The organism is Proteiniphilum sp. UBA5384 (genome assembly GCF_002410825.1).
In the GTDB taxonomy this organism is placed as follows: domain Bacteria; phylum Bacteroidota; class Bacteroidia; order Bacteroidales; family Dysgonomonadaceae; genus Proteiniphilum.
Genome location: NZ_DHOS01000052.1, coordinates 105,921 through 120,452, shown reverse-complemented (window position 1 = coordinate 120,452; position 14,532 = coordinate 105,921). Strand labels below are relative to the sequence as shown.

The following is a 14,532-nucleotide window of genomic DNA, read 5'->3' as shown; positions in this document are numbered from 1 at the left end:
AGTCTCTTGTCAAAAAGTATAACGCAATGTAGCACCGAAGCGGGTGGGATATCCGCGCTGCACAAGGATATTCATTTCACCGGTTGTCACATCCTTTTGTTCAAACAAGAATGAGTTGTACTTCGTATCGAAAAGATTTTCCACCCAACATTCCAATCCCAAAGCCCCTTTCACCACTGCAATACTGGCGTTGGTAATCCCATAAAAAGATTGATAAAGATCCTCTGTTCCGGCATCATTTTTATTCGATTCCGTCCAATAGATTTTCCCTACCCCCCGGTATTGTATGTTTCCCACCAGACGGTCGATAAACGCAGTGCGGGGAAAATGGTGTATATAACTGGCTCCCAGGCTCAATGTATGCTGAGGGGCAAAAGGCACATGATTGTCGGCATAACTTATTTGCTTCGTTTTATCGTCTACTACCTCCTCTATTTCATACTTGACAAAACGGGAATCGGCAAATCCATATTCCGCAAAGAAAGAGAGATTGTCCATCGGCACATATTTTGCACTTAACTCAACCCCCTTGCTTTCCGATTTACCCGCATTGGCGATCGTACGTCCCGATGTGCCTTGTTTCGCCAATTGGGTGATCTGCAAATTATCGACATGGGTATAAAAAAACGCATAGGTAAGCGAAAGCTTTCGGTCCAACATCTCATAACGTCCGCCCAACTCATAAGTCCAACTGGTTTCAGGATCATAAGAGAGTTGTTCTTCAATGGTTGGCTTCGGCGTATCATCACCCGTACCGGAAGGAGGTCCCATCGGCGATTTCGACATAAGGGATTCTGCAAGTGCATCCTGTAATATTTCCGAGAAGACCTGTTCATTATACCCCCCGGTTTTATATCCCTTTGAAGCAGAAAGATACACCTGTGAAGTAGGAGACATCTGGTATTGCAACGCAAATTTGGGAAGTATCTCCCAGAAATCCTTACTGAAATTTCCTTGTAAAAGAGTATCTCCATTTATCTTAATTTCTCCCATTCCCGGCACCGGCGGCTTTACAGTAATATCTGCTCCATGGCTCTCGGTGAAATAATCCAGTTTGGTATGTTCATAATCAAAACGGATACCCGCTGTGGCTGACAAACCATCCAAACCAAAGAGATTATTGAGTGTGGACTGGTGGAATAAAGCTACACCTTGAGAAGGTTTAGTGTATACCCCGGGCAGATCGATCCGGTCATTGTCATAAGTGATAAAAGGGGGTAAGTGGCTTTGCAGAAACCCGATCATCCCATCCTTCAGCGCTACCGGCGTATCAACCTCACGCTTATCATAGAATCCGAATGCCCCGATAACCCAGCGATAGACTCCCTGCGTATCCGATTTCACGGTCACCTCCTGGCTTACAGAATGCTGTTTCTGCTTCTGATTGATAGAGAATACAGACTTTGGAGAGTAATCCTGGTCCATCTTCATATCGTCTTTCAGATATTGAAATCCGGTAGTAGAATGGATACTATACCCGTTACCGGTATAATCGAGCGACAGCCCGTTGGTAAACAAGTGACGGTCGTACGATGACGGCTCATTGAAACTGACAGCCGTGGAATCCTCATGCATATAGGGAAAAGCGCCTCCGGAGACATAGTCGTAATTAGCAAAGAGCATCGCCTTAAACGATGGGGAAGCCTGCCATTCCAGTTTGAATTTCCCGCCTGCATTTTCAGAATCATCGACTTTTTTCCCGGTATAGCTATTCGTAAAATACCCGTCGTCCCGTTTATAATAACCGCCCAGGGAAAGTCCGAAATAATCTGATAGTTTCCGATAGTCTGACCCTTTCACTGAGAACTGTCCGTAATTACCCCCGCTCACCATCAGTTTAGTACCTTGAAAAGAGAGAGGGGAAAGAGTGTACATATTGACTATTCCTCCAATAGCATTTCTCCCATATAGCGTACCTTGCGCTCCACGAAGCACTTCAATCCGCTGGACATCTTGAAATTCAAAGTCGAATGCCGAAGGGTTGAAACTGGGAACATTATCCACGTAGAGACTCACCGTCTGCGATCCGAGACGCGCTCCTACACCACGGATATAAATTGGAGTGGAAACTTTCGATCCGTAGGATGGGATAAAAAAATTAGGAATAAAAGCACTTAATCGGGGTAGCGATTCGATATGTGCATCCTGCAATTGCCGGGGAGACACCACCGATACGGCTGTAGGCAGGCTCTTCAATTCATTGGTTTCTTTCACCGAACTACTCACCACTACCTCATCCAGGTAATATACTTTTAGTGTATCATTGGGATTAATCTCCTTCGTGAGGTTTTTATCATCTGCAAACACAAAAGTGCTACAAAAAATAAATATTGCCAAAAATAGTTTTTTCATTATTGATTTTCTTTATAGTAAACTACATTATATTTTCCAGAACTATAAATCCGTTACAATCATTCCTATATGAAAATGTACGGGTGCAAAGGAACAGGAAAATAGAATACCTGTCAATCACCACAATTAGTGATTTTTTTAATTAATCGAGAAAAACACATAAAAAATACTGGTTTTGGTGCAACGTTTTCCTGCTTTTTTCATCTATATGAATATAATAGTGTAATTTCTATGGGTTCAAAAGACGAAAGTATGAAGGAATTTATATTAAAAACTTATGGAAAAATCATTGTCCGGGTCTTGTCTATATTAGGTCTACACTCCTGGGAGATCGCTCCTATAGCAGAATATGGCACACCCAGGGCCGACTTCATGGTCAGTGGCAATGTCACTGACAAAAGTTTTCAACCCTCGGTCAAAGACATGGCTGTTGCCCGGAAATCCGATATGGCTCCTCATGACAATAAAATTACAAGGACTGAAGGTAAACTTAAAAAAGTTTTATGAATCCAAAAAAGAGACTCATCCTTTCCATTTATCAACAACATAAAGCTGTGCAGATGAAACAGCACAAGCTTTCCTGTCTTTTCTGGGAATGTACTTTACGTTGTGATTCCAATTGTGTGTATAGCGATGATTCCACGAAAGAGGCTGTATCTCCCGATATGCCGAAGGAAGATTTCCTGAAGATTCTCGCAGATATTCGTCCGCATATAAACCCAAACAAGACTATGATCGTACTGACAGGCGGCGAGCCGTTGATGCGCGAGGATTTAGAAGAGTGCGGTAAAGCTATTTACGAGATGGGGTATCCATGGGGGCTGGTGACAAACGGTTGGGATTTGGAGGAAAAAAAGCTCCAATCTCTGCTAGAAGCGGGATTACGCTCCATTACAGTAAACCTGGATGGTTATACGGAAGAGTCGCACGATTGGTTCAGAGGGAAAAAAGGGTCTTGGTTGCATGCCCTCAATGCCACGTCTAGAGTGGCCTCCACTCCCGATTTGGCACATGATGTGGCCACCTCTGTCAACAAAGTGAATATCAACGAATTGACTAAACTTCGCGAGCTTCTTATTTCACTGGATGTAACCCATTGGAGATTGTTTACTGTTTTCCCGAAAGGAGGTGCTAATAATAATCCCCTTCTGCAGCTCTCTCCTGAAGAATTTCGCGAAATGATGAATTTTATTCGTGATACACGTAGGCAGGGCAGGATCAAAGTATCTTACGGATGTGAAGGATATCTTGGCGACTATGAGATGGAGGTGCGAGACAATCCATTCTTCTGTCAGGCAGGCATCAACATCGCCTCGATACTTGCCAATGGTGATATAAGTGCCTGCTCCGGTCTTAGTGGTAATTATGTACAGGGGAATATTTATCAGGACGACTTCTGGACCACATGGAATACCCGCTTCCAGATTATGCGCGACCGTTCCTGGACAAAAACAGGAAAATGTGCATCATGTAAATCATATAAATACTGCCAGGGAAACGGACTCCATTTCCGCGATGAAAAAACCGGAAAGTTGCTGCAATGTCATCTGGAGATGCTGGGGATTAATCCGTGCACACAAAAAAGATTAGTCAATAACAAAAACTTAATAAACAAAACAGCTATTTTATAAAAACACCCTGTATCCTTGCCATTATAGAACTCCAACCACTGTTTTCTTGTTATTATAATAAAACAGGTAGCAATGGAACGAGCATTATTAATTGTTGACGTACAAAACGATTTCTGTCCGGGCGGTACCTTGGCTGTAAAAGATGGCGATAAAGTGATTCCGGTGATCAATGCTATCATGGACAAGTTCAACTTGGTAATATCATCACAGGACTGGCATCCGGAAGAAACAGTGCATTTTGAGAAATGGCCTGTACATTGTGTGGCCAACACTAAGGGAGCCGACTTCCATCCCGACTTGGATACCGGTAAAATAGACCTGAAACTGTTAAAAGGTACCGATAATAAAGATGACGGCTATTCCGCTTTTGAAGCGACTAACAAATCCCTCACCGGGCTGCTTCATGAAAACCATATCCGTCAATTGTATGTCTGCGGCCTCGCCACCGATTATTGCGTGAAAGCTTCTGCCCTCGACGCGGTAACGCAGGGATTCCACACTTATGTGATCACCGATGCCATCGCCGCGGTCAATGTACAACCCGGGGACGATGAGAAAGCATTGCGTGAGATGTATGCCAAAGGATGTGTACTGACAGAGTCACGAGAAATCCAATGATATTATCGTATCTTTGCACCCTATGGGAAAAGATAATTCACTACGCACAGTAAAAGTTGTCCGTTATATCCTGCCTTTGCGTGAAGGCGGGTCTCTCCCCGCGTTGGCAGAGGCGGACGACGGGTTCAAATATGTGCTTAAGTTCCGCGGCGCAGGTCATGGCACCAAGATGCTGGTGTCGGAATTGCTGGGCGGAAAAATAGCCTCTGCGTTGGGATTGCAAATTCCGGAATTGGTTTTTGCTACCCTCGATGATGATTTCGGTCGCAGTGAAGGCGATGAGGAAATACAGGACCTGCTCAAGGGAAGCGAAGGGCTCAATCTGGGATTACATTATCTCTCCGGAGCAATTGCCTATGACCCTACCGTAAAGATTGATCCTTTCCTGGCGTCTAAGATCGTTTGGCTCGATGCATTTACGACCAATATCGACCGCACATTCAACAATACCAACCTGCTGTGGTGGCATCGTGAATTATGGGTGATCGACAACGGCGCTTCGTTCTATTTCCATCATTCGTGGAATGATTTCGAAAGGCATGCCCTTAACCCGTTTCCCCATATCAAAGACCATGTATTGCTACCCCAGGCATCGATGCTCGATGAAGCCGACCAGTTCGCACATGAAGCCCTTTCATCCGGGCTGCTGGAGGGGATCACCGCACTTATCCCGGATGAATGGCTGGTATGGAACCATACGCAGGAGACACCGGATGACATCAGAGGCGTCTATCTGAATCTTTTGAAAACGCGTCTGCAACATTCCCAAAACTTTCTAAAAACCGCCAAAGATGCAAGAGGATAAGCTGTATCATTATGCCGTTATACGACTGGTGCCAAGGGTTGAAAGGGAAGAATTTTTCAATGTCGGGCTCATTCTTTTCTGCAAGCGGGAAAAGTATATACGTTTTGAATATCATCTCTGTCCCGAGAAATTCAGGCTGATGCATTCGGAAGCGGATTATGACGATGTAATCGACAACCTTGAGACACATAAACAGATTGCGCAAGGCAATCCCCAATGCGGCCCCATCGCGCGACTGGATATCCCCGACCGCTTCCGCTGGCTGACGGCCGTACGCAGTTCCATTATCCAGACGTCACGCCCGCACCCCGGTAAAACCGGAGATCTGGATAGAACATTCGAGAGATTGTTTGAGGAACTGGTGAAGTAAGTCTCCTATTTTGCCAAATTACTGAATAAAAAACTGCCAACTGACCGAATAAAATCCGGCCAACCGGTGGAATGAAAATCGGCCAACTGACCGAATGAAATCCGGCCAACTAACCGAATAAAAATTCATAAAGCATTTGCAACCAAAGAAAAACATATTATATTTGTATCCGGAATATTCAATATTATCTAACAAGAAAAAGAGTATGGATACACCATTGGCTTATATACCGAGAATAGCGGACAACATGCTACAAGAACAACTCGCAGCAGCAGGGGTAGTCTTGGTTCAAGGCCCGAAATGGTGTGGAAAAACTACTACCGCAGAACAGCAAGCCAAGAGCGTGTTATATCTGGATGCGCCAAAGGCACGTCAGGCCAATTTGCTATTGGCCGAAACAGACCCGGAAATTCTTTTCCAGGGAGATACACCCAGACTGATGGATGAATGGCAGCTGGCTCCGAAATTATGGGATGCGGCACGATTTGAAGTGAGTCGCAGACGACTACCCGGACAATTTATTTTCACCGGATCAAGTGTTCCGCCGGATATGTCGCAATTAACCCATTCAGGAACCGGCAGATTTGCATGGCTCACAATGAGGCCAATGAGTTTACATGAATCCGGGGATCCGGGGAGTCAAATGGGGTCGTCAGTCTCGAAGCATTGTTCAAAGGAGATGTGGAATCAGCCATTGCAACTGACATATCCTTACACGAATTGGCTTATCTGATTTGCCGGGGAGGTTGGCCGGGATCTCTCAGTTTAACCTCAAAAGCAGCGCTACGTCAAGCCATAAATTACGTGGAGGCCGTTGCTAACAGGGACATTTCCCGGGTAGATGGAGTAGTACATCTGCGTAATGGCAGCTTTGGGCTGATAGAGATAAAACTGGGTGGCGACAGTTTAATAGAGACCGGAGCGAACACCCTCAAGCAACTGGCTGATAAAATAGATACCACGAAAATGAGGCCCCCCTCATTTTTGATGGTGCTCACCGGGGTAGGCCAATATGCTTACCGCAGGAAAGATGGTGTGTATGTAGTGCCGATCGGCTGCCTGAAAGATTGAGAAAACGATATTAAAGAAGCCTTACTTAACCCTTAAAAATAAAATAAACCGCTAATACAAGAAAGACGAATCCAAGAAGGTGATTCCATTTTAATTGGGTACCGAAAGCGAGGAAGGAGAAAACGACAAACACGACTAATGTAATTACCTCCTGTATCACTTTCAGTTGCAAGAGAGAGAAACTGCCCCCGTTCCCTTCAAATCCGATACGGTTTGCCGGCACCTGAAAACAGTATTCGAAAAAGGCAATCAACCAACTGAACACAATCACGCCGATAAGCGGCAGTTTACTGAACCATGCATTTTCAGCCAACTTCAAATGACCGTACCAAGCGAAGGTCATAAAAACATTCGAACAGATCAAAAGCCCGATAGTAACCAGATAGTTCATTGTAATAACCTAAAAAGAACGTTTTCGTTAAGCCAAATGAACAGAGCCAAGCTTGCTTGAGCTATGCCATAGCGAGAAAACGACTGAATTAATTCGAAGTAAAAAAATTGCGCAAATGTACGCACAAGTTTCTTATCTTCCAAAGCTAATCTCGGTTGTCGGCTTCACACCGATACCGGGCAGGTCGGAGGGGATGATCTTGCCGTTCTCCAACGTAGACCCGTCGAAACAATCATTTCCTATCAGAAGCGCGCCGTCGAGGTCGGCAAAATCCATCCCGGCATAGAGTTGCGACGCCGCCGATATGGCGCAGGATGTCTCGGTCATACACCCGATCATCACCTTCAACCCCAATGATTGAGCCAGTTGGCGCATCTTCCATGCTTCATGCATGCCGGTGCACTTCATCAGTTTGATATTGATCCCGGAAAATACGCCCTTCATTCGCTCCACATCGGAGAGTCGCTGTATCGATTCATCGGCAAAAATAGGCAGGGGACTCTCTTCGGTGAGGCGGGCGATATTGTCCAGGTCATGTTTCGGCATCGGTTGCTCCACCATCACAATCCCTTTTTCCTTCAGCCAGAAAATCATGTCGAGCGCCTGCTGCCGGTCTTTCCATCCCTGGTTGGCATCCACTGCCAGCGGCAGGTCGGTCTCCGAGCGAATGGCTTCGATCATCCGCTTGTCATCGGAACCACCCACCTTCACCTTCAGGATATTGAACCGTCCCAGCGCTTCACGGGTCTTTTCACGTACCACCTCATCCGTATCGATACCGATGGTAAAGGTAGTATCCGGCACATTGTATTTGTCCAATCCATATATCTTATACCACGGTGTGCTTTCTATTTTTCCCGCCAGATCATGCAAGGCAATATCCACGGCCGCCTTCGCCGCGGTATTTCCTTCGGCGATACCATCCAGATAAGCGATTACCTCTTCCATATCACGGGAAGGGGTGAAAGCCGAAAGATCCACCTTCTTCAGGAATTCGATGACCGAAGCCTGCGTTTCACCCAGGTAGGGAGGCAGGGATGCCTCACCATATCCTTCCAGACCATCGTAATCTATTTTCACCAGCACCACAGGTGTGGTGTTACGCGAGAACCCGGAGATGGTGAAGGTATGGTTCAATTGCAGGTCGTAGGGTGTCCAAGATAATTTCATATTTGCGTTTGATTGATTTCTTCTTGCCGGTCTACAGTCGGAAAATAATGATGGAGCCGCCAAAGTTGCCGCAGCCATGGCTGATAATTTCAGGAAATGACGACGATTTTGCTTCATACGCTCATTGTTTGTAAAATTCATTGTCAAAAATTCTCTCAATGCCCGGGGTTCCCACCTCTCCAATAATCCGTTTGGTGCGAAGGTAACGGTTTGCGTTGAACTCATCGTATAGTGGGTCATCAGGATCGAGGCTGCCGATATGGATATAGTCGGAAGCATGGATAAACCGGTTGTGGCCGATATAAATACCTACATGGATTACCCGTTCTTTGGACTTTCCATCATTCGCCTTTGTGCCGAAAAAGAGCAGATCGCCCGGCAAGGCCCCACTGAAATCGCCCTGATCGTCAATCAGTTTTCCACTGTGAACCTGTTGGGATGCATCACGCGCCAGAATAATCCCGTGCATGAAATAGACTGTTTTGGTGAATCCGCTGCAATCCATCCCCTTGGGAGAAGTGCCACCCCAAAGGTAGGGTATTCCCGTCAACCGATAGGCAGTATTGACGATACTCTCGCCGGTCAACTCGACACCCTTCAACCATTTTCCCGTTTCCAAAGCGTCTGATTTCCGGACATAGCCTTCCCGCCCGTCGGGATATTCCACCTGATAAAATTTACCTTGAGTACCTTTTATTGTCAGCATATTACCCGCCACCAAATCGGAAACCGGGAAGGCATCATGCTTCGGTTTACTTACCGACTGGGAAGAAAAGGCTGTGATGATTACTTTCGGCTTTTGCAGATATTCCTCTAATTCCGGCTTTGTCATCACCTTCACCGACCCATTTATCCAACCGATATACTGGTCGGGGGTCTGGATTCTCCTCCAGCCGTCCCTTTTCTCCAAAATCCTCACCGGCATCCCCAGCAATCCCTGTGATACCAGTTCCGAACCGTAACGGGGCTGGGCGCGCAGTGTGCCTACCGAATTATAGATCACACCCCATGTTGCATCACCCAGTTCCGAAGCGGGCAAGAGGCGGATACTGTCTTTCAGTTGGCCATACAGGCTTCCGGCCTGCACGATCAGTTCATCATAAGCATCGCGATTAGTTGTCTCGCCTTTCAGTATCACTGTATCTTCCCTTTGTGTCGCCACTATATCCCATATCTCTACCCGGCTATCAGGTACATATTTCTCCTTTACTCTTTTTATAACAGATGAAATCTCACTATTTTGCGACATAACTGACAGCGTTGAAAAGACCAGACCCAATAAAAAAACCGTTTTTCTCATTTTAATTGGCGGTGATTGAATTTGTGCGAAATATACGACTTTTTATCGAACTACAAATTATATCCTGAAAAAAACCTATAAAATACAGAATATCATTATCTTTGTGTTTATCACATTGAAAATCACATATTATGAAACGAGGAAAGCAGCATTCCATTCCGGTGGTGATCATGATTGCCCTTTTCTGTACGGGGCTGGTCACCTGCGCATCAAACAGCTCAAAAAAACACCCACAGAAATCCAACAGCAATATGATAGAAAATCAGCAAAAAAACAACGAAGCAAAAAAACTGGCCCGGGAATTAAAGAAAAAAGGTATTTCCGACGAACGGGTACTGTCGGCTATCGCCAATGTCCCGAGACATTCCTTTATCGATAAAAAACTATCCGCTTATGCATACCAGGACCGTCCTTTGCCGATCGAGAGCGGGCAGACCATTTCCCAACCGTTCACGGTAGCTTGGCAGACACAACTACTGCAATTGAAACCGGGAGAAAAAGTATTGGAGATAGGTACCGGAAGTGGATACCAAGCGGCAGTACTATGTGAAATGGAGGCGGAAGTGTACAGCATAGAAAGGTACTATAATTTGTATGAAAGCGCCAAAGAAACCCTGAACGGATTGGGCTATTATCCGAATCTCTTCTTTGGTGACGGCTACGAAGGGCTACCCGAACATGCTCCCTTCGACAAGATACTAATCACGGCCGCACCCGAGAAGGTCCCGGAAAAACTGTTGCAACAACTGCGTGTGGGTGGATGGATGGTCGCTCCTGTAGGTGGGAGGGAAGGACAAAAGATGACCGTTATAAAACGGGTAAGCGAGCGTGAATTCAAGGAATCGGAGCACGGTGATTTCATTTTTGTACCGATGCAGGAGGGGACAATAAAGCAATAATCCCTGAGAAGGAGTGCAAGATAAAAGGGGTTGAAAAAAAGGACGTAAGGAAGACTATAAAAAGCTGCCGCGGGATTTCTCCGACGGCAGCAGGAAATTGAGCAACAGGGAAGTTTTATTTACCGACCGGTAAACGGCTCAACTGCCTTATATTTTCCGGATCGGAATAATCGTACTGGTAAATACCATCTTCCGCGATCATCATCAATACGTTATTAAAGGGAATCACGTCAAATCCCACTATATTCTTGAAATGTGCAAGGACATTGTCCTTATGCATAATGGTCCTCGGATCCTCCGCGTTATAGACCCTCAGGCCGCCGTCACAGACAAAAAGCGTTCCGTTGTCTATTCCCAGTCCCCGCGGGCTTTCCATATTATAGGTCACGATATGTTTGGGCTGCTTGACATTGCTCACATCCACAATAATCAATTCATTGGCAGTCTGCCCACAGAAAGTGCCTGAACAGATGGTGACATAGGCGATATCGTTTTCCACCACCACAGGGTCACAACCGAATACATGAGTAATCCTGGATTGATATTCCGGTTTCAGCGGATCTTCCAGAGAATAGATGATCATCCCCGTAGGCGTCCCCATAAACATGCAGTTTTTGTAGCTGAAGATGGTCTCCACATCAAATCCTACATACATATCCTGCCCTATCTTCCTGGGTGTTTCATCCGACAGGTCGAAAATACCGAGGTAATTGCTCATCACGGTATACAAGTTATCCTGATAAATGGCAAACCGCGACATGGAACCCACAGCTCCCACGCCTCCTCCGCCGGAAGGAGCACTACTGTATGCCATGTCTTCGCTTACACCGCCCCAGCTCCACCAACGGGGTTTATAAGTACGGACCAGTTCTTTTTTCTCCACCGTTTTCCATCCGATAACAATACCGTTCGACCTGTCCATCGATTTAGCGTAATCGATGCCATACCCATTTTCCGTCGGTGGAAATGCTTGCGGGAACACCTCTTCTTTCCGTCCTTTGAACTCCGGCTTGGCGGGATCGTCGATATCGAACCAGACCAGATCAACATAAGAATCGGCATACAACACACCATTACGAACATGCATATCCGCATTTCCCAACAATTCGACAAAAGCGATGTTTTTCGGATTCGAGGGATCACGGTTATCAATCACATGTATCCCTTCCTCCGGCTGGGAGACATAGAGGAAATCGTTATAAAAAACAATTTTCCCCTGTTTTTCAATGGACCTGGGCTGTTCCACATCCACCGCGCTCCTGAACTCGGCGGTCGACATAAAAACAGGCTCATTCACTGTGTAGGTCACGTATTCATCCACATAATCCTTACATCCCGGTAAAACAAATACACCGGTAATCAATAACAAGAAAGTCAGCTTTTTCATGATTACACAATTTTCTATAATTAAAAGTTAATAATTAAGAATTAAATTTCCGAAACACCTAACCACTTAGGCACTCATTTTTCATTCTTCACTTTTCACTTAAACCGTAATCTTATCCCCATATTCAGTCCGAATATCAACGGATTTTCGGTACGGGCGCTCATCGGTTGGTTATTGTTGAAATAGTAGACAATCCGAGGCTCACCAAACAGGCTCAGATTGCCCTGCAACCGATAACTGAACCCGGCACCCGCCTGTGCGGAAAACTGGAAACCATCGATGCTGCTACCTATTTTGGCATGGTACACGATGCCGCCATTATGTTCAATCTCCTGCTTGTAAATGGAACGGAGCCCTTTTTCAATGCTGGCCCCACCCAACAGATATACATCCCATGCGTCATTCTGCCATACGGTATACCTCAAGTTCAAGGGTATACCTATATAATGCTGTTGCAATGTGCCCCGGTAAATGAATTGATCATTTCGCCTGTAACGTGAGAATAGATACGTATACGACAATCCGGTCTCCAGGGTCATGTCTTTGGCTATCGGGAAATCGGCCGTCAGACTGAAAGATACAGGCAGACGATGGACGACATCGGTATAATCGCCCGGTGTAAGCAGATTGTAATCGCCGCCGGAACCTACACCGCTCCCGTCATTATAATCTCCACCCGGAAAATTGTCGTACACATTATCGGTACCATGCCCCCCCAATGAGAAATCCAGAGGAACGCCTCCACTACCCAACGCGGCCATTAATGAGTGTGGTTTTTCAGTTTGGTCAGGTTCTGAAAACCCAACCTGCTCCGCAAAACCTGTTGTTTGTACATTTTTTCCAAGTTTTGGTATTTCCTCCGGCTTTTGGTTTTTTCCCGACTTTGAAGTCTTTTCCGGCGCTGGTGTTTTTTCCGGTGACATTTCGTCCGATTGTATAACTTCTCCCGATTTGGGGAATTCTTCCAGTCTTAGGAGTTCTTCCTGTTTAGAAGTTTTTTCCTGTTTGGGAATTTTCCCAGTTTCACCGTTTTTTTTCAATATTCTCCTGCTACTACCAACAATCTGATCCGGATCCAATTTCTTACCTGTACTGCTTTTTATATCATCATGGATAATATCCGGTACAATCTCCTCCTGTGCTATTTGTTTGGGGGATTGTGAGTGTTCTGTAGATTGTGGGTTCTCCGTAAGCAAAGGTCCGTCATCCACAGGATTCCACAAAAACAATATCGCCAGCACTACTACAGCCACACCCGCTGCCCGCCAAGACCAAGAGCCAGAAACAGTTTTTTTGCGTGGTGGGAGTTTTTCCGCCAGCGAATCCCACACGTCGGGACCGACAGGCATCTGATGCTTGCGCAGCTTCTCGCCGACTTTCCTCGAAAAGTCATCCGGCTTATCTATGTATTGATCATCTGACCGCATCTTCTCTCCCTGTTATCTATTATACTCCAGTAACTGTGTAACTCTCTTTTGCAATAATTGCCTTGCCCTGAAAAAGAATGACCGTGACGTACTTTCGGGTATATCCAACAATGCCCCAATTTCCTTATGGCTAAACCCTTCAACAGCAAATAAATTAAAAACCGCTCGATGAATATCCGGAAGTTCGCTGATGCAAAGCATTAAGTCATCGGCTGTGATATCTGTCATATCGGGTAGCTCCTCATAATACTCCATCTCGAAATTCGACAACAGCTCTTTTTGTTTTAACCGATTCTTTTTCCGCATATAATCGAGTGCAGTATTTACAAAAATCCGCCTGATCCACCCTCCGAAAGATCCTCTTCCCGAGTATTGTTCTATTTCCACAAAAATTTTCAGGAAGCCTTCCTGCAACACATCCTTAGCATCTTCCACGTCGGATACGTACCGCCTGCATAGCGCCATCATGATAGGAGCATACTGTTCATACACTTCTTTTCGTGCCCACAATTTCCCCTGCTTGCATGCAAGTATCAATCGATGTTCCGACATAAAAATTCCCTGTTTACTATAATGACGTTTGTATGAAATGAAACGTTGCAGATATACAACAAATTTTTGATTATTTTTTTAATTCAACTGGTAATAAGCATTATAAAATATCAACGCCGAATAAAATGTGAGAATTCGATGGTATGGAAGATAAAAACTAGCTGATTGCCAAGTAAGATGGTGTCCGGTGGTGATAAACAATCAGCAGATTCATCAATCTACCAAATCAGTAAATCAATAAACCTGCTAATCAATATATATGAACAACTAAGAGGAGCGTAAATTATTCACTGCCCTTGCTATAGTTTGGCGCTTCCCGTGTGATCATCACCCCGTGGGGATGACTCTCCGCATAACCTGCAGAGGAAATACGGGTGAACTTTGCCTCATGCAGCCTTCCGATATTCGCTGCTCCGCAGTAACCCATACCGGAACGTAGCCCCCCTACCATCTGGTAGATTACCTCCTGCAAGGTACCTTTGAATGGCACACGTGCTTCAATTCCTTCAGGAACAAGTTTCTTCACATCATCTTCCACATCCTGGAAATAACGGTCTTT

At 45.4% G+C, this 14,532-nt stretch carries 16 protein-coding genes; 8 read left to right on the top strand and 8 right to left on the bottom strand.

The window, feature by feature from the left end:
• Positions 1 to 9: 9 nt before the first annotated feature.
• Entirely contained in the window at positions 10 to 2,352 is a 2,343-nt protein-coding gene (locus B4G81_RS10290; RefSeq protein ID WP_294082199.1) for a TonB-dependent receptor, read from the bottom strand.
• Between the two features lie 252 nt (positions 2,353 to 2,604).
• Between B4G81_RS10290 and B4G81_RS10285 the strand changes: the two genes are divergently transcribed.
• The 7 genes from B4G81_RS10285 to B4G81_RS15345 all read left to right on the top strand — a co-directional run bounded on the left by B4G81_RS10285 (position 2,605) and on the right by B4G81_RS15345 (position 6,847).
• On the top strand, positions 2,605 to 2,859 hold the full coding sequence (locus B4G81_RS10285; RefSeq protein ID WP_294082197.1) for a hypothetical protein: 255 nt from the start codon (positions 2,605 to 2,607) through the stop codon (positions 2,857 to 2,859).
• Complete coding sequence (locus B4G81_RS10280; protein WP_294082195.1) at positions 2,856 to 3,983, top strand: TIGR04133 family radical SAM/SPASM protein; 1,128 nt, start codon at positions 2,856 to 2,858, stop codon at positions 3,981 to 3,983. Before B4G81_RS10285 ends, B4G81_RS10280 begins: the two co-directional genes overlap by 4 nt.
• Before the next feature lie 72 nt (positions 3,984 to 4,055).
• Positions 4,056 to 4,601 (top strand): nicotinamidase, encoded by a 546-nt coding sequence (locus tag B4G81_RS10275; protein WP_294082193.1) that lies wholly within the window; start codon positions 4,056 to 4,058, stop codon positions 4,599 to 4,601.
• 22 nt (positions 4,602 to 4,623) lie between these two features.
• Positions 4,624 to 5,406, top strand: coding sequence for a HipA family kinase (locus B4G81_RS10270; RefSeq protein ID WP_294082191.1), 783 nt, complete (start codon positions 4,624 to 4,626; stop codon positions 5,404 to 5,406).
• On the top strand, positions 5,393 to 5,776 hold the full coding sequence (locus tag B4G81_RS10265; RefSeq protein ID WP_294082188.1) for a DUF3037 domain-containing protein: 384 nt from the start codon (positions 5,393 to 5,395) through the stop codon (positions 5,774 to 5,776). The genes B4G81_RS10270 and B4G81_RS10265 overlap by 14 nt, the downstream gene beginning before the upstream one ends.
• Positions 5,777 to 5,981: 205 nt before the next feature.
• On the top strand, positions 5,982 to 6,509 hold the full coding sequence (locus B4G81_RS15350) for an ATP-binding protein (RefSeq protein WP_414703188.1): 528 nt from the start codon (positions 5,982 to 5,984) through the stop codon (positions 6,507 to 6,509).
• Positions 6,497 to 6,847 (top strand): hypothetical protein, encoded by a 351-nt coding sequence (locus B4G81_RS15345; RefSeq protein ID WP_414703191.1) that lies wholly within the window; start codon positions 6,497 to 6,499, stop codon positions 6,845 to 6,847. Before B4G81_RS15350 ends, B4G81_RS15345 begins: the two co-directional genes overlap by 13 nt.
• A 25-nt stretch (positions 6,848 to 6,872) precedes the next feature.
• On the opposite strand, the gene B4G81_RS10255 is transcribed toward B4G81_RS15345, so the two are convergent.
• The 3 genes from B4G81_RS10255 to B4G81_RS10245 form a co-directional block, all read right to left on the bottom strand.
• The gene (locus B4G81_RS10255; protein WP_294082186.1) at positions 6,873 to 7,238 is read right to left on the bottom strand and encodes a DMT family protein; all 366 of its coding nucleotides are present in this window, start codon (positions 7,236 to 7,238) and stop codon (positions 6,873 to 6,875) included.
• 132 nt (positions 7,239 to 7,370) lie between these two features.
• Positions 7,371 to 8,525, bottom strand: a complete 1,155-nt coding sequence (locus tag B4G81_RS10250) for a dipeptide epimerase (protein WP_294082184.1) — start codon at positions 8,523 to 8,525, stop codon at positions 7,371 to 7,373.
• A 4-nt stretch (positions 8,526 to 8,529) separates the two neighbouring features.
• The gene (locus tag B4G81_RS10245; RefSeq protein ID WP_294082181.1) at positions 8,530 to 9,708 is read right to left on the bottom strand and encodes an NlpC/P60 family protein; all 1,179 of its coding nucleotides are present in this window, start codon (positions 9,706 to 9,708) and stop codon (positions 8,530 to 8,532) included.
• A 131-nt stretch (positions 9,709 to 9,839) separates the two neighbouring features.
• On the opposite strand from B4G81_RS10245, the gene B4G81_RS10240 reads away from it, so the two are divergent.
• Positions 9,840 to 10,607 (top strand): protein-L-isoaspartate(D-aspartate) O-methyltransferase, encoded by a 768-nt coding sequence (locus tag B4G81_RS10240; RefSeq protein WP_294082179.1) that lies wholly within the window; start codon positions 9,840 to 9,842, stop codon positions 10,605 to 10,607.
• Between the two features lie 115 nt (positions 10,608 to 10,722).
• Here B4G81_RS10240 and B4G81_RS10235 read toward each other — a convergent pair whose 3' ends face one another.
• From B4G81_RS10235 to B4G81_RS10220, 4 genes are all read right to left on the bottom strand, one after another.
• Positions 10,723 to 11,994, bottom strand: coding sequence for an LVIVD repeat-containing protein (locus tag B4G81_RS10235; RefSeq protein ID WP_294082177.1), 1,272 nt, complete (start codon positions 11,992 to 11,994; stop codon positions 10,723 to 10,725).
• Between the two features lie 95 nt (positions 11,995 to 12,089).
• Entirely contained in the window at positions 12,090 to 13,421 is a 1,332-nt protein-coding gene (locus B4G81_RS10230) for an outer membrane beta-barrel protein (protein ID WP_294082175.1), read from the bottom strand.
• 12 nt (positions 13,422 to 13,433) lie between these two features.
• Positions 13,434 to 13,973 carry an RNA polymerase sigma factor gene (locus tag B4G81_RS10225; protein WP_294082173.1) on the bottom strand — a complete coding sequence of 180 codons (540 nt, stop codon included), beginning with the start codon at positions 13,971 to 13,973 and terminating at the stop codon, positions 13,434 to 13,436.
• Between the two features lie 283 nt (positions 13,974 to 14,256).
• Positions 14,257 to 14,532 (bottom strand): IMP dehydrogenase (locus B4G81_RS10220; protein WP_294082172.1); only part of this gene is annotated, 276 nt, incomplete at its 5' end.